The 16975-nt window shown below is 72.5% G+C and carries 14 protein-coding genes and 2 tRNA genes; 7 read left to right on the top strand and 9 right to left on the bottom strand.

All coding sequences use genetic code 11. From position 1 onward, the window contains the following. Nucleotides 1-5: 5 nt before the first annotated feature. Genes EYB28_RS01580 through pknB form a run of 5 tightly spaced genes read left to right on the top strand, consistent with a single transcriptional unit; the run spans nt 6 to nt 8129 of the window. Nucleotides 6-1394, top strand: coding sequence for a Stp1/IreP family PP2C-type Ser/Thr phosphatase (locus tag EYB28_RS01580; RefSeq protein WP_166844277.1), 1389 nt, complete (start codon nt 6-8; stop codon nt 1392-1394). Beyond that, nucleotides 1391-2932: an FtsW/RodA/SpoVE family cell cycle protein gene (locus EYB28_RS01575; RefSeq protein ID WP_166844275.1), complete on the top strand. Its 1542-nt coding sequence runs from the start codon at nt 1391-1393 to the stop codon at nt 2930-2932. The genes EYB28_RS01580 and EYB28_RS01575 overlap by 4 nt, the downstream gene beginning before the upstream one ends. Then, nucleotides 2929-4392: a penicillin-binding protein 2 gene (locus tag EYB28_RS01570; protein WP_166844273.1), complete on the top strand. Its 1464-nt coding sequence runs from the start codon at nt 2929-2931 to the stop codon at nt 4390-4392. Before EYB28_RS01575 ends, EYB28_RS01570 begins: the two co-directional genes overlap by 4 nt. Further along, nucleotides 4389-6101: a serine/threonine-protein kinase gene (locus tag EYB28_RS01565; protein ID WP_166844271.1), complete on the top strand. Its 1713-nt coding sequence runs from the start codon at nt 4389-4391 to the stop codon at nt 6099-6101. The genes EYB28_RS01570 and EYB28_RS01565 overlap by 4 nt, the downstream gene beginning before the upstream one ends. After that, nucleotides 6102-8129 (top strand): Stk1 family PASTA domain-containing Ser/Thr kinase, encoded by a 2028-nt coding sequence (pknB, locus tag EYB28_RS01560; RefSeq protein ID WP_166844269.1) that lies wholly within the window; start codon nt 6102-6104, stop codon nt 8127-8129. Nucleotides 8130-8171: 42 nt separating this feature from the next. Here the strand turns inward: pknB and EYB28_RS01555 are convergent, their stop codons facing one another. Together EYB28_RS01555 and EYB28_RS01550 are read right to left on the bottom strand one after the other, a co-directional pair. Beyond that, nucleotides 8172-8858, bottom strand: a complete 687-nt coding sequence (locus EYB28_RS01555; protein ID WP_166844267.1) for an aminodeoxychorismate/anthranilate synthase component II — start codon at nt 8856-8858, stop codon at nt 8172-8174. Nucleotides 8859-8929: 71 nt separating this feature from the next. Beyond that, nucleotides 8930-9658 (bottom strand): DUF881 domain-containing protein, encoded by a 729-nt coding sequence (locus EYB28_RS01550; RefSeq protein WP_166844265.1) that lies wholly within the window; start codon nt 9656-9658, stop codon nt 8930-8932. A gap of 125 nt (nt 9659-9783) precedes the next feature. Between EYB28_RS01550 and EYB28_RS01545 the strand changes: the two genes are divergently transcribed. After that, entirely contained in the window at nt 9784-10053 is a 270-nt protein-coding gene (locus EYB28_RS01545) for a cell division protein CrgA (RefSeq protein WP_166844263.1), read from the top strand. A 124-nt stretch (nt 10054-10177) separates the two neighbouring features. Here EYB28_RS01545 and EYB28_RS01540 read toward each other — a convergent pair whose 3' ends face one another. Both EYB28_RS01540 and EYB28_RS01535 read right to left on the bottom strand, forming a co-directional pair. Further along, nucleotides 10178-10834, bottom strand: a complete 657-nt coding sequence (locus EYB28_RS01540) for a rhomboid family intramembrane serine protease (protein ID WP_370459424.1) — start codon at nt 10832-10834, stop codon at nt 10178-10180. 388 nt (nt 10835-11222) lie between these two features. Next, nucleotides 11223-11762, bottom strand: coding sequence for a peptidylprolyl isomerase (locus EYB28_RS01535; RefSeq protein WP_166844261.1), 540 nt, complete (start codon nt 11760-11762; stop codon nt 11223-11225). 93 nt (nt 11763-11855) lie between these two features. Here EYB28_RS01535 and EYB28_RS01530 point away from each other — a divergent pair, with 93 nt between their 5' ends. Continuing rightward, nucleotides 11856-12881: a hypothetical protein gene (locus EYB28_RS01530; RefSeq protein WP_166844259.1), complete on the top strand. Its 1026-nt coding sequence runs from the start codon at nt 11856-11858 to the stop codon at nt 12879-12881. 140 nt (nt 12882-13021) lie between these two features. Here EYB28_RS01530 and EYB28_RS01525 read toward each other — a convergent pair. From EYB28_RS01525 to gyrA, 5 genes are all read right to left on the bottom strand, one after another. Beyond that, nucleotides 13022-13097 (bottom strand) — tRNA-Ala (locus EYB28_RS01525). Between the two features lie 36 nt (nt 13098-13133). Beyond that, nucleotides 13134-13253 (bottom strand): DLW-39 family protein, encoded by a 120-nt coding sequence (locus EYB28_RS20245; protein WP_240930338.1) that lies wholly within the window; start codon nt 13251-13253, stop codon nt 13134-13136. A 64-nt stretch (nt 13254-13317) separates the two neighbouring features. After that, nucleotides 13318-13391, bottom strand: a tRNA-Ile gene (locus EYB28_RS01520). A gap of 125 nt (nt 13392-13516) precedes the next feature. Further along, nucleotides 13517-14362: a DUF3566 domain-containing protein gene (locus EYB28_RS20240; RefSeq protein WP_240930337.1), complete on the bottom strand. Its 846-nt coding sequence runs from the start codon at nt 14360-14362 to the stop codon at nt 13517-13519. Beyond that, complete coding sequence (gene gyrA / locus EYB28_RS01510) at nt 14362-16941, bottom strand: DNA gyrase subunit A (protein ID WP_166851505.1); 2580 nt, start codon at nt 16939-16941, stop codon at nt 14362-14364. Before gyrA ends, EYB28_RS20240 begins: the two co-directional genes overlap by 1 nt. Between the last annotated feature and the right edge of the window lie 34 nt (nt 16942-16975).

The raw sequence follows: 16975 nt of genomic DNA, 5'->3' as shown, positions 1-16975 counted from the left end.
GGCCCGTGACCCTCACCCTCCGGTACGCCGCGCGCTCCGACGTCGGCCTGGTCCGCACGTCGAACCAGGACTCCGCCTACGCCGGCCCGCACCTGCTGGTCGTCGCCGACGGCATGGGCGGGCACGCGGGCGGCGACGTCGCGTCCCAGCTCGCGATCGCGGCCCTCGCGCCGCTGGACCGCACGGAGCACGGCCCCGACCAGGCGCTGAACGACCTCGAGGACACGATCGAGCAGGCCCGCGAGGACCTGGTGCGGGCCAGCGAGGCCGACCCGGAGCTGGTCGGCATGGGCACCACCGTCACCGCCCTGCTGCACACCGGCACGACGCTCGTCATGGCGCACCTGGGCGACTCGCGCGCCTACCTGCTGCGCGACGGCGTCCTCTCGCAGGTCACGGTCGACCACACGTTCGTGCAGCACCTGGTGGACACGGGCCGCATCTCCCCGGACGAGGCGGAGCACCACCCGCAGCGCAACGTGGTGATGCGCGTCCTCGGCGACTTCGACGTCGACCTCACCCCGGACATGTCCGTGCGCGAGGCGCACGCCGGCGACCGGTGGATGCTCTGCTCCGACGGCCTGTCCGGCTTCGTGTCGCCCGAGCAGATCACCGAGGTGCTGGACGGCACCGCGTCGCCGGACGAGGCCGCGGAGGTGCTGGTCGAGCTGGCGATGACGGCGGGCAGCACCGACAACATCACGGTCGTGGTGGCCGACGTCGTGGACTCGGACGACGGGCCGGCGCCTGCCGCCGCGACCGCCGAGGACGTCGCCCAGATCGTGGGCGCCGCGGCCTCCGGCGAGCTGCCCGACGCGCTCACCTCGACCCCCGACGACGGCGCGGCCGACCCCGACACCCCGGGCGACCGTGACGAGGACGACGAGGACGACGAGGAGGAGGACGACGACCTCGACGACGCCCGCCCCCGCCGCCGGCGCCGGCCCTGGCTGGTCGCCCTCGTGACGGTCGTGGTCCTCGGCGCCGCGGGCTACGGGCTGTGGGCGGCCTACGGGTGGACGCAACAGCAGTACTACGTCGGTGTCGCCGACGGTGAGGTCGCGGTCTACCAGGGCATCCCGGCGAGCGCCGGGCCACTGACGTTGTCCACGCCGGTCGAGCTCACCGGAACGTCCGTCGACGAGCTCCCCGACTTCTGGGCGGACCAGCTCGACGGGTCGATCCGCACCTCCTCCGAGGCCGAGGCTCGCGAGCGCGCCGACCGGCTCATCGCCGAGGCCCAGCCCGAGCCCGAGCCCACCCCCACACCCACACCCACACCGAGCAGGACCCCGAGCAGCACCCCGTCACCCCGGTCGTCCGCCGGGCAGGGCGGCGACCAGAAGCAGTCCGGGAACCAGGCCGGCGGCTCCGGCGGAGGGGGTGGCGGATGAGCGCGGTCGAGTCGCCGGGCCCGGTCGTCGAGCCCACCGAGCGCCGTCCCGCCCGCGTCGCCGAGCTGTTCCTCCTGGTCCTCGCGCTGGGCGCGGGCATCACGGCGTTCGCGATGGTCGGCCGCAGCATGACGGGCGACCTGCCGGACGGGTTCTGGCCGAAGAGCACGGCCCTGGCCGTGGTCGCCCTGGGCGCCCACGTGGTGCTGCGCATCCGCGCGCCCTGGGCCGACCAGGTGATCCTGCCCGCCGTCGTCTTCGTCAACGGCATCGGCCTGGCGATGATCCTGCGCCTCGAGCTCGCGGACATGAGCGGCGCCAACGCGTGGTCCAGCCTGCTGTACACGTCGCTGGGTGCCGTCGTCGCCGCCCTGCTGGTCTGGTTCCTGCGCGACCACCGCTGGATCCGCAAGCTCACGTACACCGCGATGCTCGTCGGCCTGGGCCTGGTCGCGCTGCCGCTGATCCCCGGCGTCGGCCAGGAGATCAACGGCGCGCGCATCTGGGTGAACGTCGCCGGGTTCTCCATGCAGCCCGCGGAGTTCGCCAAGATCGCGTTCGCGATCTTCTTCGCGGGCTATCTCGTCACCAACCGTGACACGCTCGCCCTCGCCGGGCCCCGGGTGCTGGGGCTGCAGCTGCCGCGCCTGCGGGACCTGGGCCCGATCATCATCATCTGGGCGGCGTCGCTCGGCGTCCTCGTCTTCGAGCGCGACCTCGGCACCTCGCTCCTCTTCTTCGGTCTGTTCGTCGCGATGCTGTACCTCGCCACCCAGCGGTTCAGCTGGATCCTCATCGGCCTGGTGCTGTTCGCCGCGGGCGCCGTGCTCGCCACCAGCATCTTCCCGCACGTCGCGGCCCGCATGGACGTGTGGCTGCACCCGTTCGACGCCGACCTGTACGACTCCGGTGCCTCGTACCAGATCGTGCAGGGCACGTTCGCGATGGCGTCGGGCGGCCTGTTCGGCACCGGCTGGGGCGAGGGCTACCCGTACCTGGTGCCGTTCGCGTTCTCCGACTTCATCTACTCGTCTCTGGGCGAGGAGCTCGGGCTCACCGGCCTCCTCGCGATCCTGATCGCCTACCTGGTCATCGTCCAGCGCGGCCTGCGCACCGCCATCGCCGTCCGCGACGGCTTCGGCAAGCTCCTCGCGGGCGGCCTCGCGTTCGTCATGGCGCTGCAGCTCTTCGTCGTCGTCGGCGGGATCACGCGGATCATCCCGCTGACCGGCCTCACGCTGCCGTTCATGGCCCAGGGCGGGTCGTCGTTGCTCGCGAACTGGATCGTCATCGCGCTGCTGTTGCGCATCTCCGACAACGCGCGCCGCCCCTCCGTGCTGCCCGTGCGGGGCACGGTGGCGCCAGGCGGCGCCCTGAACGACCCGATCGTCGTGGGCGACGACGCCGGGACGCCCGCGCTCGGCACCCCCGTGCGCCGGTCCGTCGCCGACGGGCCCGGCACCGGTCCGGCGCCGTCCGCCCCGACCGAGGCCATCGACCCCGCGTGGGGCCCGGACCACGGGGGTGAGCGCCGGTGAACTCCACCCTGCGCAGGCTCGCCGGCGTCGTCATGGTCATGTTCGTCGCGCTCATGGTCTCGACCACCTGGATCCAGTTCTTCCACGCCGACAACCTCAACGACGACAACCGCAACGTCCGCAAGATCTACAACGAGTACGGGCGCGCCCGCGGCCCGATCGTCGTCGGCGGCGAGGCGATCGCGCAGTCCGTGCCCGTGGACGACGCGTTCGGCTACCAGCGCGAGTACGCCTCCGGGCGCCTGTACGCGCCGTTGACCGGCTTCTTCTCCCTCGCCAACGGCACCACCGGGATCGAGGACGCCGAGAACGACTTCCTCAACGGCCAGGCCGACGCCCTGTGGGTGGACCAGCTGCGCAACCTGCTCACCGGGCGCGACCCGCAGGGCTCGTCCGTCGAGCTCACGATCGACCCGGCAGCGCAGCAGGCGGCGTGGGACGCGCTCGGCGACCAGCGCGGCGCCGTCGTCGCCCTCGACCCGTCGACCGGCGCGATCCTCGCGATGGTGTCCAAGCCCACGTTCGACCCGAACGACCTCGCCTCGCACTCCACGAAGAAGGCGAGCGACGCCTACCAGGACCTGCTGAACCAGGACGACGACCCCCTGGTCAGCCGTGCCACCGCGACCAGCTACCCCCCGGGCTCGACGTTCAAGCTCGTGACGACGGCGGCAGCCCTGGAGAGCGGCGACTACACGCCGGACTCGGTGATCGAGGCACCCTCCGCCTACACCCTCACCGGCACGAGCACGCAGGTCGGCAACTTCGCCGGCACGTCGTGCTCGTCCGCCGGGGAGATGACCCTCGCCGACGCGCTGCGCATCTCGTGCAACACCGCCTTCCTCGGGCTCGGGGGCGAACTCGGCGCCGAGACGATGAACGAGCAGGCAGAGAAGTTCGGGTTCGGCACCGACTTCACGATCCCGTTCCCGACCGCGAAGAGCCAGTACGACCCCGACCCGGCCGAGATGACCACCGCCGAGGTGGAGCTGTCCGGCATCGGGCAGGGCAGCGTGGCGGCGACGCCGCTGCAGATGGCGATGGTGTCCGCGGCCATCGCGAACGACGGCGAGGTCATGGAGCCGTACGCCGTCGACACCGTCCGCGACCCGCAGCTCGAGGTCGTCCAGCAGGCCTCGCCGACCCGGCTCGGCCGGGCCGTGTCCGAGGAGACCGCCGGCCAGCTCACCGACATGATGACCAGCGTCGTCGAGTCCGGCTCCGGCACCGCGGCGCAGATGTCCGGGGTGACCGTCGCCGGTAAGACGGGTACGGCCCAGCACGGCGACAACTCCGAGCCGCCGCACGTCTGGTTCACGTCGTTCGCGCCGGCCGAGGACCCGCAGGTCGCGGTCGCCGTCGTCGTGGAGGAGGGCGGCGACCTGGGCGGGTCGGCCACCGGCGGCAGCGTCGCCGCGCCGATCGCCAAGTCCGTCATGGAAGCGGTGCTGAACGGATGAGGCCGACCACGGGGCTCGCTCTCGGCGACCGCTACCGGCTCACCCGCCAGATCGCCGTCGGCGGCATGGGTGAGGTCTGGGTCGCCGACGACGGGTTCCTCGGCCGCGAGGTCGCCGTGAAGGTGCTCCGCGAGGAGTACACGGGCAACGAGGACTTCCTGCGCCGCCTGCGCACGGAGGCGCGCAACAGCGCCGCGCTGTCGCACCCGAACATCGCCCAGATGTACGACTACGGCGAGCAGGACGGCACCGGCTACCTCGTGATGGAGCTGGTGCTCGGGGAGCCGCTCGCCGACCTGCTGGAGCGCGAGCCGGTCGTCGCGCCCCGCAAGCTGCTGCCGATCCTCGCGGCGACGGCCCGTGGGCTGCACCACGCGCACCTGGCCCAGGTGGTGCACCGCGACGTCAAGCCCGGCAACATCCTGCTCGAGCACGGCGGCGGGGTGAAGATCACCGACTTCGGCGTCTCGCTGGCCGCGAACCAGGCCCCGATGACGGCGACAGGCATGGTCATGGGCACCGCGCAGTACCTCTCGCCCGAGCAGGCGGTGGGGCAGGCCGCGACGCCGTCGTCCGACATCTACGCCCTCGGGGTCGTGGCCTACGAGGCGACGGCCGGCAAGCGACCCTTCACCGGGTCGACGCCGGTGGACATCGCCGTCGCCCACGTCAACGCGACCGTCCCGCCGCTGCCGTCGCACGTGCACCCCGAGCTCGCGGCCCTCGTCGAGCGGATGCTGGAGAAGGATCCCGGGCGGCGTCCGGCGTCCGCGGCGGAGCTCGCGCAGGAGCTGGACGTGCTCGCGCGGGAGATCGCGCAGGACCCGCTGGGCGCGCGTTCCCGCTCCGCCCGCCGGGTCGCCGCCCGCGGCGGCAGCCGGCCTCCACGGGCCGTGCCCGCGCACGCCGCACCCGCACCGGGTGCCGAACCTCCGACGCAGACCGCCGGCGAGGCGATCGCCGAGGAGGCCGACCCGACCCGGTACGGCCCGGTCGGCACGGTCGCGTCGCCGCCGGCCCCCTCGACGCCGACCTCGCCGTCGGGGCACGTCCCGACGCAGAACCCGTTCTCGCCGGTGCCGTCGCAGCCCGGGGCGCCGTCCGGCACCGGACCGTCGGACACCCCCGTCGACGGGGAGCGGCCGGCCGGCCGCGCCTACCCGCCCCGCCGCGACAGGCACGGCGGGCCCTCCGACGCGCGCCGGCCCCTCACGCGCCGCGGCGCCGCGGCCGCGCGCCGGCCCGCCGAGCCGCAGGGACGCGGCGGCTCCCGCTCGGCGTCGTCCCGCACCGGCGGCAAGCGGACGTCGACGACGACCGGGCAGCGGTTCGGCCCGCTCGGCCGGTTGTCGTGGCCGCTGCTGGCCCTCCTCGCACTGCTCCTGGTGCTCCTGCTCGCGACGCTCGTGCGCAGCCTCTCCGCCGACGACGCGGCCTCCGCGGCCGGGATCGCGATGCTGATCACGGCCCCACGGCGGCTCCTGAGCCCCTATGCTGCGACAGCCGGTCCGACGTCGGACCGGCGTGCGCCCGGTGCTCGGCCACGTGCCGCGGTCGCCGGGGGTCGGACCACCTGCTCGACGACGGCGAACGAGATCGTCCCGTCCGACCGCACGACCGTGCACGCGAGCATCACCCCCGCGGATGGGATGATGCACCGGAAGCCGTCGCGCGCCCCGCGCGCGACCACGACCGAGAAGGACGACTGAGTGGTGGACAACACGCCCCGGGTACTCGCCGGCCGGTACGAGGTCGGTGAGCTCATCGGCCGCGGCGGCATGGCCGAGGTGCACATCGGGCACGACAGCCGCCTCGGCCGCACGGTCGCCATCAAGGTGCTGCGCTCCGACCTCGCACGCGACCCGTCCTTCCTCGCACGCTTCCGGCGCGAGGCCCAGTCCGCCGCCGCGCTGAACCACCCCGCGATCGTCGCCGTCTACGACACCGGCGAGGACACCGTCACCGACACCCAGGGCGCGACGGTGCACGTGCCGTTCATCGTCATGGAGTACGTCGAGGGCCACACCGTCCGCGACATCCTGCAGGACGGCGCCGCGGTGCCCATCGAGGAGGCCCTGGAGATCACGGCGGGCGTGCTGAGCGCCCTCGAGTACTCCCACCAGGCCGGCATCGTGCACCGCGACATCAAGCCCGCCAACGTGATGATCACGCCCACCGGCGCCGTGAAGGTGATGGACTTCGGCATCGCCCGCGCCGTCGCCGACTCCGCGGCGACCATGACGCAGACGCACGCCGTCATCGGCACCGCGCAGTACCTGTCGCCCGAGCAGGCCCGCGGCGAGCAGGTGGACGCCCGCAGCGACCTGTACTCCACGGGCTGCCTGCTGTTCGAGCTCCTCACCGGCCGCCCGCCGTTCATCGGCGACTCCCCGGTCGCCGTGGCCTACCAGCACGTGGGCCAGGCCGCGCAGCGCCCCAGCGAGCTCGCCTCGGACGTGCCGGAGGTGCTCGACCGCATCGTCCTGAAGTCGCTGGCCAAGGACCGCGACACCCGCTACTCCACCGCCGCGGAGTTCCGCGCCGACCTCGAGTCCGCCCTGCGCGGAGGTGCGGTCACGGCGCCGCTGCTCGGCGCCGCGGCCGCGGGCGCCGGCGCCACCCAGGTGATGGGGGCCGGCGCCGGCACGCAGGTGATGGACCCGGCCACGCAGCAGTGGGGCGCCACGGGTGCTCCGACCACGCCGCCAGACGGCACGCCCACCGAGGAAGAGGGCAAGAGCCGCAAGGGCCTCATGTGGACGCTCATCACGATCGGCGTCCTCGCCGTGGCCGCGATCGTCACGATCCTGCTGCTGAACGGCAACCGCGGCCCCGAACAGGTCGAGGTCCCGCCGCTGCCCGCGACGGTCACCTCGCAGGAGGCCCGCGACCGCATCGAGGGCGCCGGACTGGTCTACGCCGAGGAGATCGACACGGAGTCCACGGAGCAGGAGGGCACGTTCCTCGGGCAGAACCCGCAGGGCGGGGCGATGGTCGACGAGGGCTCCAGGGTGACCGTGACCTTCGCCGCCGGGCCCGACACGATCGCGGTGCCGCCGCTGGCAGGGCTGTCCGAGTCCGAGGCGGAGGACGCGCTCGCCGAGGCCAACCTCCAGAAGGGCGAGGTCTCCCAGCAGAACAGCGCCTCCGTCGCCGAGGGCGACGTCATCGAGTCGAACCCGGGCGAGGGGCAGGCCGTGACCGAGGGGGACTCCGTCGACCTCGTGCTCTCCACCGGCCAGGTGAGCCTGCCCGACCTCCGCGGCATGTCCGAGGACGCCGCGAAGAGCAAGCTCTCCGACCTGGGCCTGAGCTCGGACACCAGGGAGGAGGAGAGCGACGAGGAGCCCGGCACCGTCATCTCGCAGAGCCCCGCCGAGGGATCGGTGACGCAGGGCGACACCGTCGAGCTCGTCATCGCCAAGGAGAAGGCACCCGAGATGACGACCGTGCCCGAGGTCGTCGGTCAGACGCTGGAGGACGCACAGAACGCCATGGGCAACGCGAACCTCGAGGCGGACCCCACCTTCGAGAACTCCGCCGACGTCCCGACGGGCACGGTCATCTCGCAGGAGCAGCCCCCGGGCACCGAGCTCGAGGAAGGGTCGCACGTCGGGATCGTCGTCTCCTCGGGCCCGGAGGCCGGCGAGGAGCCCAGCACCGATCCGACCGACGGCGAGACCCCGGGCAGCGGCGACGGCGGCGTGGGCGACCTGTTCGGCGGCGACGACTCGTAGCGTCGCCGCGCCGATCACCGGCCCGGCCGACCGCTCGCCGCGTCAGCCCTGGTGCACGAGCGGCGCCATGCCGGACGAGCGCGCCACGGCGCCCTCGTCCCCGCACACCGCGAGCCAGTTCGCGAGCAGCCGGTGCCCGCCCTCGGTGAGCACCGACTCGGGGTGGAACTGCACGCCGTGCAGCGGCAGGTCCCGGTGGCGCAGCGCCATGACGACGCCGCTGGCCGTCTCGCCCGTCACCTCCAGCTCTGCCGGGACGGTCTCGGGCAGCACCGCGAGCGAGTGGTACCGGGTGGCCGTGAACGGGGACGCGAGCCCCTCCAGCACCGCCACGCCGTCGTGCTCGACCAGGCTCGTCTTGCCGTGCATGAGCTCCGGGGCGTGCGCGACCGTCGCGCCGTAGACCTCCGCCAGCGCCTGGTGCCCGAGACACACGCCCAGCATCGGTGTGGCCGACCGGGCGCAGGCCCGGATGACGTCCTCGGAACGCCCGGCCTCCTTGGGCGTGCCGGGGCCGGGCGAGACGAGGACGCCGTCGAACGGCTCTCCGTCGTCGTCGTGGAAGACGCCGTCGGCGTCCGGCTCGGGCACGGCGTCGTTGCGCACCACGACGGTGCGGGCCCCGAGCTGGTCGAGGTACCCGACGATCGTGTAGACGAACGAGTCGTAGTTGTCGACGACGAGGATCCGCGGGGCGGGGTGCGGCGCGTCGGTGGTCGTGTCGGTCATGTCGGTGCCCGTCTCTGCCTGAGGTGCTGGTCCGTGGTCGAGGTGCGGCGCGGGGGCCGCGGGGCGGAGGCTCACGAGAACACGTCGGTCCCCTCCGGCACCGTCGCGTACTTCATCTCCGTGCCGCCGGTGTAGGCGGGGAGCTCGAGGCCGTCCGACGGCGTCACGGACCACCCGAGGGCGACCCAGTCGACGTACTGCTTGTAGATGCGCACGCCGGGGGAGGCGTCGAGAGCCGCCCGGAGGCTGTCCGGGTCGCCGATCGCCTCGATGACGTACGGCGGCGAGAAGACCTTGCCGTGCAGCAGCAGGATGTTCCCGGAGCAGCGGAACGCCGAGGTGGACGTCACCCGCTCGCCCTGCAGCGTCATGGCCTCGGCCCCGCCCGCCCACAGCGCGTTGATGACGTGCTGGACGTCCTGCTGGTGCACGACGAGATCGTCCGCACGGACCCCGCTGATCGACCGGCTGGAGGCGGGGGCGTCGTCGAGCGACACGGTGAGTCCTTCGCCCGTCACCGGGAGCGCGCCCGAGACCACGGACTCGCGGGCGACCAGGTCGGCGTCCCGCGCCGGCAGCCCGGTGTCGGCCCGGGCCCCGAGGTCCTGGACCTGCTGCTGCAGGCTCGTCATCTCGTCGGTCAGCGCACTGACCCGGTCCGACTCGGAGCTGACGAGCTCCGCGAGATCCTGAGGCTCCCGCCCCTCGGAGTCCGCGAGGCGCGCGCTCGCGGTGAAGAGGAGGCCGGAGGCGGCGAGCACGCAGGCGACCGACACGGCGGAGCGGACGCGGCGGTTCATGCCCTCACCTCCTCGGCTCGGTCTCGGGCGGTCCTGCTGACGACTACGCTAGTCGACGGAACCGCACCAGGCGGCGGCGTCCCGACCTCCGACCGCCGCACCAGTCCCGGACAGGAGCCCTTCCCGTGCCCGAGTCGAAGTCCCGCAAGAAGAAGGCCGTCACGAAGCCCGCGGCAGCGACGCCGTCGGCGGCCCCCGCCAAGCAGCAGGGCAATCCCCGCTGGCTGGTGCCCACCATGCTCGGCCTGATGCTGCTCGGCCTGGCGTGGATCGTGACGTACTACCTGACGGCGCCCGGCATGGGCCTGCCGATCCCCCCTCTGGGCGGCTGGAACCTGGCGGTCGGTTTCGTCCTCATCATCGCCGGCTTCGGCCTGACGACCCGCTGGAAGTAACCGTCCGCGCTGGTCACCGGTCTTCCACAGGTGTAGTTCCACAGCTGTGAGAAACCCTGTGGACAACCCGGGGAAGGCCGGGCCCGGGCGGGGTGCCGACGACGACGTCCGCACCCCGTCCGGGTCAGAGGTAACCGACCGCCGCGTAGCGCCAGAGCGTCACCGCGACGAGGGCCGCACCGACGAGGGTGGGCAGGGCCCACCCGACGAGCGCCTGCCGCTCGCGCGGTGCGGCGGCGTAGCCCGCACCGACGAGGAGTCCCACCGCGAGCCCACCGAGGTGCGCCTGCCAGGCGATGTTCGGCAGGAAGAACGGGATCGCCATGTTGATGGCGATGAGGACCACGATCTGGGTCGCGCTGCGTCCCATGCGCCGCAGCGCCGGGATGATCGCGCCGAACAGGCCGAAGACCGCGCCCGAGGCGCCCACCGCGCCCGTGTACCAGATCCCGAGACCGTCCGCCGGGGTGGACAGCAGCACGATGCCGACGGAGCCCCCGACCGCGGCCAGCACGTACAGGGCGATGAAACGGCCCCGGCCGAACGCCTGCTCCAGGAACGGGCCCACGATCCACAGCGCGTACATGTTGAACAGGATGTGCATCGGGCTGGTCGAGTGCAGGAACGCGGCGGTGAGGAACCGCCACGGCTCGTCGAGGCCGACGACCGGCGCGAAGGCCCAGCGTTGCGTCCAGGCGCCGTCGGTGACGAGCTGGAGCACCCAGCTCACCGCGCACAGGGCGATGATCGTCAGGGTGACGACGGGGCGCCCGGTACGCACGGGCGCGCCGAAGACCGTTCTCGCCGACCGTGTGCTTCGGGCCGCCTGCGCGACGCAGTCGACGCACTGGACGCCGACGGCGGCGGGGCGCTGGCACTCGGGGCAGGTCGGCCTGCCGCACCGCTGGCAGCGCACGTACGACACCCGGTCGGGGTGCCGCGGGCAGACCGGCGGAGCGCTCGCGGGCTGCTGCGACGCGACGGGGGGCTCGGATGCAGAGATGGCTCGGTCCTCCGGCTTCCGGCTCAGGGGTGGGTGAGTCGATGTGGCAGGGCGGCGGCGGGCGACGTGGTCGCGGCCGTATCTTTCCCGAAGTGGAGCGCCCCCCAGGGCGCGTGAACGCGGCCGCGACCGCGTCGCCCGCCGCCGCCCGGAACCGTGTGGTGCCTCAGTCCTCGATGGTGACCGAGTTGATGACGATGTCGTCGACCGGACGGTCACCGGGGCGGGTCTTGACCGTGCCGATGGCGTCGACGACGGCGCGGGACTCGTCGTCCGCGACCTTGCCGAAGATGGTGTGCTTGCCGTTGAGCCACGGCGTCGCGGCGGTGGTGATGAAGAACTGCGAGCCGTTGGTGCCCTCGACGGCGCCCGTCACCGGGTTGCGGCGCTTGCCGGCGTTCGCCATCGCGAGGATGTACTTGTCGTCGAACGCGAGCTCCGGGTGGATCTCGTCGTCGAACGTGTAGCCGGGGCCGCCGGTGCCGGTGCCCAGCGGGTCGCCACCCTGGATCATGAAGCTGTCGATCACCCGGTGGAAGATCACGCCGTCGTACAGCGGGTCGTTCCGCTCGGCGCCCGTGCTCGGGTCGGTCCACGTGGTCGTGCCCTTGGCAAGACCCACGAAGTTGTCGACGGTCTTGGGCGCATGGTTCGGCAGCAGCTCGATACGGATGTCGCCGGCCGTGGTGTGGAGGGTTGCGAACATGTCCACATCCTCTCACCGTTCTCTCTCCGGGATCGCCCGTTGCCCGGCGCGTGTATCGCTGCGGCACGGCGCTCCTGGTGGCACAGTGGGTTCATGGTGCGAAAGAACGTCGGCGACAGCGTCAAGGACATCGGCAGCGACATCCCGAAGGAGCTGAGCTCCAGGCTCGCCACGCTCGGCGAGAAGGTCGACAAGGCCAAGATCAAGGACTCCGCGACGGACACGGCCGCCGTGCTCGTCGACGTCGGTTCCCGGGCGGCGGGTGGTGCCAAGGACGCCGCGACGCACGCCAAGGGGTGGGCGGAGCCGCGCGTCGACTCGTTCCTGGAGTGGCTCGTGCCCCGAGCCGAGAGCGCGTGGCGCGACAGCGTGCGGGCCGCCGCACCGCGCATCGAGGCCGCGGCGGACAAGGCCGGCCCGATGGTGGACACGGCGCACGACAAGATCGTCGACGAGTACCTGCCCCGGCTGGTGACGGCGTTCAACGACGCCGCGACCCGTGCTGGTGCGACCGCTGCCGCGGCCACCGAGGCCGCGACGGAGGCCGCGGGCAAGGCCGGCAAGAAGGCCGCGAAGAAGGCGCGGAAGGCGGCCGCGGAGGCCGAGAAGGCCGCCGCGAAGGCGGCGAAGAAGGCCGAGAAGAGCTCCGGGGCGGGCAAGAAGGTCCTCGTGACGGTCGCCGTCGTGGGGGCAGCTGCCGCGGGGTACGCCTTCTGGCGGCGGGCGCAGCCGCAGAACGACCCGTGGGCCGAGCCGTGGGAGCAGGCCTCGGGGCCCGACTTCGACGGCGCGGCGCGCGACGCCAGGTCGGCCGTCGGGGACGCCGCCGAGGCCGTGGGCGAGGCCGCCGGGCACGCCGTCGCCCGGGGCCGCGAGGCGGCGGAGAAGGGCCGCGAGGCCGCCGAGCGGGCGACCGGGCGGGCCACCGAGCTCGGCGACGAGGTCGGCGAGAAGGTCGGCGAGGCCGTGGACAAGGCCCGCGACAAGGCGACCGAGACCGCCAAGAAGGCGTCGAACCGCAGCCGCAGCACCCGCAAGGACTCCGACACGGCGGGCAAGGACGAGTCGGCGACGTCCGCCCAGGACGACGACAACGAGTCGGGCTCCACGACGAGCTGACCCGCACCGCCGGCTCCCGAGCACGACGAGGGCCCCCGTCCGTACCGGGCGGGGGCCCTCGTTCTACGCATGGCTCGCCGGTTCACGCTCCGGGAACGACGAATCCCACCCTCACCGAACGTGTCGGTGCTGGTGGGAGGTGGTGGAGCCAGGGGGACTCGAACCCCCAACCCCCTGCTTGCAAAGCAGGTGCGCTACCAATTGCGCCATGGCCCCGGACGGCCACGAGGGGCCGCGCACGCGCGAGGCGTGTCAGTCGATGGAGTCGGTGACCTCCGACCAGAGGTCTCGGTCGGCGGCGTCCTCGTTGAGTCGCCGCCAGACGAGATAGCCCGCGCCCAGCGCGAGCAGGAGGACGAACAGCTTCTTCATGAGAACCTCCTCGTCACGACCTCGAGGCCGTGCCTGTCAGGGCCCGGGCCCGGTTGGCCTGGAGTGGGGCTAGGAGGACTTGAACCTCCGACCTCTTCCTTATCAGGGAAGCGCTCTAACCGTCTGAGCTATAGCCCCGTGACGCGCGAGAGAACGCGCGTGCAGCACGGAACGTTACCGTACGCCGGCCCCGTCCCCAAACCGGGAACGTGGGCCGGCGGTGTGACGTCCGTCCCGGGTCTCGCGCCGTCCGCGGACGGCGGTCACTCGTCCGTCAGGGTGAGGTGCACGCCGCCGACGAGCGCCGCCGTGATGTTGTACAGGATCGCCAGGATGGTCGCCACGGCGGTCAGCAGGACGACGTCGATGATGGCGATGAGGACCGACAGGGACACGACACGGTCGAACTCGATGAACTGGACGATGTTCACCGTCTGCGGCCCCACGGTCTGCTGCAGGAAGTCCTGGATCGTGGCGAACGTGCCCATGTCGTTGAGGACGTACCAGACGACCATCGTGGCCACGACGATCATGAACCCGATCGCGACCGAGAGCAGGAACGCGAGCTTCATGACCGACCACGGGTCGATGCGGGAGATCGACAGCCGCACCCGCCGCGGCCCGGCCTCTGCCGCCGGCGTCGCCGGTGCGGCGCCGTTCGTCGCGGCGGCCGTGCCGTGGACGCTGCCCGCGGAGTAGTGCATCTCGGGGCGCGGCTCGTCCGCGGTGGCGCCGGGCCCGCTCGTGCCCGCGCCCGTCCGGGCGTCCGAGGCCGGGTCGCCGTCGCCGGCGTCGTCCCGGGTGCTCTCGGGCCGCGCGGACTGGACCTTCTTCGCTGCCGAGCGAGCCGCCGCCAGCGCCGCGGCGGCGGCCTTCACCGCGCCGTCCTTGACCGGAGAGGCGCCCGTGGGCGGCGGCGGGACCGTCCCGGGGGCCGCCTCCGAGGCCTGCGTCTCGTCCGCGGCGGTGTCCGAGCCCGTCGCCGGCGGCCCGGGCACCTCCGCGCGGGGCGCGGCCCGGTGCGTCTGGTCGTCGACCTCGGGTGCGGGATCCGTCTGTGCCGCCGGTGGCGTGGTGGACGCCGTGGTCGACGCGCTCTTCTCGGTCATCAGTCCTCGTCCCCGCTGCTCTCGTGCTCGTCGGCGGCCTGTCCGTCCACGCTAGCCGACTCCTCCTCCGCACGACGCTCGACGTTGCGGGCCACCGCGATGATGCGGTCTCCCTTGTCGGGCTTGGCGAACGTGACACCCTGCGTGGTCCGCCCGGTGAGGTTCACCTCGGCCACCGCGGACCGGACGATCTTGCCACGCTCCATGACCACCAGCACCTCGTCGTCCGGGTCGGTCACGAGCGCCCCCACGAGGTCTCCACGAGCCTCGACGAGGTTCGCCACCTTGATCCCGAAACCGGCACGTCCCTGCACCCGGTACTCGTCGATGCCGGTGCGCTTGGCGAAGCCTCCCTCGGTCACCACGAACAGGTCCGTGCCCGGCGTGACGACGTCCGCGTTGAGCAGCTCGTCCTCCTCGCGGAACTTCATGCCCGTGACGCCCGACGTCGCACGGCCCAGCGGCCGCAGCGTGTCGTCGTCGGCGGGGAACCGGATCGACTGGCCCTTGCGGGAGACGAGGATGAGGTGGTCGTCGGCGTTGACGAGGCGGGCGGCGACCAGCTCGTCCGGGGTGCCGGACTCGTCCTCGCGCAGGTTGATGGCGATGAGGCCGCCGGAGCGCGGGGAGTTGTACTCCCCGAGGCGGGTCTTCTTCACCAGACCGCGACGTGTGGCCAGGACCAGGTAGTCCGCCGCCTCGTAGTCGGGGAGGTCGAGCACCTGGGCGATGTGCTCGCCCGGCTGGAAGGCGAGCATGTTCGCCACGTGCTGGCCCTTGGCGTCACGGCCGCCCTCGGGCAGCTCGTACCCCTTGGCCCGGTACACGCGACCCAGGTTGGTGAAGAACAGCAGCCAGTGGTGCGTGGTCGTGACGAAGAAGTGCTCGACGATGTCGTCCTCGCGCAGCGCGGCGCCGCGCACGCCCTTGCCGCCGCGGCGCTGGGCGCGGTAGTTGTCGCTGCGGGTGCGCTTGGCGTAGCCGCCGCGCGTGATGGTGACGACGACCTCCTCCTCGGGGATGAGGTCCTCGACCGACATGTCGCCGTCGAACGGCAGCACCGTGGTGCGGCGCTCGTCGCCGTAGCGCTCGACGATGTCGTCCATCTCCTCGCGCACGATCGTGCGCTGCCGCTCGGGCTTGGCGAGGATGTCCTGGTAGTCCTCGATCCGGCGCTCGATCTCGGCGTGCTGGTCGATGATGCGCTGCCGTTCGAGCGCCGCGAGACGACGCAGCTGCAGCGCGAGGATGGCGTTGGCCTGCTCCTCGTCGACGTCGAGCAGCTCCATGAGGCCGGTGCGGGCCTCGTCGGCGCTGGGGGAGCGGCGGATGAGGGCGATGACCTCGTCGAGCGCGTCCAGGGCCTTGAGGTACCCGCGCAGGATGTGGATCTCCCGCTCGGCCTCCGCGAGCAGGTACTCGGTGCGCCGGCGCACGACCTCGATCTGGTGGGTCGTCCAGTGCCGCACGAACGCGTCGAGGCTGAGCGTGCGGGGCACGTCGTCCACGAGGGCGACCATGTTGGCGCCGAAGGTGTCCTGCAGCTGGGTGTGCTTGTACAGGTTGTTGAGCACGACCTTCGCGATCGCATCGCGCTTCAGCACGATGACGAGGCGCTGCCCGGTGCGGCCGGAGGTCTCGTCACGGATGTCGGCGATCCCGGCGATCTTGCCGTCGTTGACCAGGTCGGCGACCTTCGCGGCGAGGTTGTCCGGGTTGACCTGGTAGGGCAGCTCGGTGATGACGAGGCAGATCCGGTTCTGGATCTCCTCGACGTTGACGACGGCGCGCATCGTGATCGAGCCGCGCCCGGTCCGGTACGCCTCCTCGATGCCCTTCGTCCCCAGGATCTGCGCTCCGGTGGGGAAGTCCGGCCCCTTGATCCGCTGCATCAGCGCGGCGAGCAGCTCCTCGCGCGACGCCTCCGGGTGGTCCAGGTGCCAGCGGACGCCCTCCGCGACCTCGCGCATGTTGTGCGGCGGGATGTTCGTCGCCATGCCGACGGCGATGCCGGCCGACCCGTTGACGAGCAGGTTCGGGAAGCGTGCCGGCAGGACGACGGGCTCCTGCGTGCGGCCGTCGTAGTTGTCCTGGAAGTCGACGGTGTTCTTCTCGATGTCCCGGACCATCTCGAGCGCCAGCGGCGCCATGCGGCACTCGGTGTACCGCGGGGCGGCCGCAGGGTCGTTGCCGGGCGAGCCGAAGTTCCCCTGCCCCGCGACGAGCGGGTAGCGCAGCACCCAGTCCTGCACGAGCCGCACGAGGGTGTCGTAGATCGCGGTGTCGCCGTGCGGGTGGTACTTGCCCATGACGTCGCCGACGACGCGCGAGCACTTCGAGTACGCCCGGTCGGGGCGGTAGCCGCCGTCGTACATCGCGTAGAGCACGCGGCGGTGCACCGGCTTGAGCCCGTCGCGCACGTCGGGCAGCGCGCGCCCGACGATCACGCTCATCGCGTAGTCGAGGTAGCTGCGCTGCATCTCGAGCTGCAGGTCCACCTGCTCGATGCGGCCGTGGTGCACCGCGACGCCGCCGTCCGAGCTCTCGGGTGCCGCCTCGCCGGGCACTCCGTCGTTCATGTCAGGGCCGGGGGTCTCGTCCGTCACCGTCTAC

Origin of the sequence: Isoptericola sp. BMS4 (assembly GCF_011634835.1) — a bacterium.
In the GTDB taxonomy this organism is placed as follows: domain Bacteria; phylum Actinomycetota; class Actinomycetes; order Actinomycetales; family Cellulomonadaceae; genus Isoptericola.
This window is presented reverse-complemented; position numbering and strand designations above follow the sequence as displayed.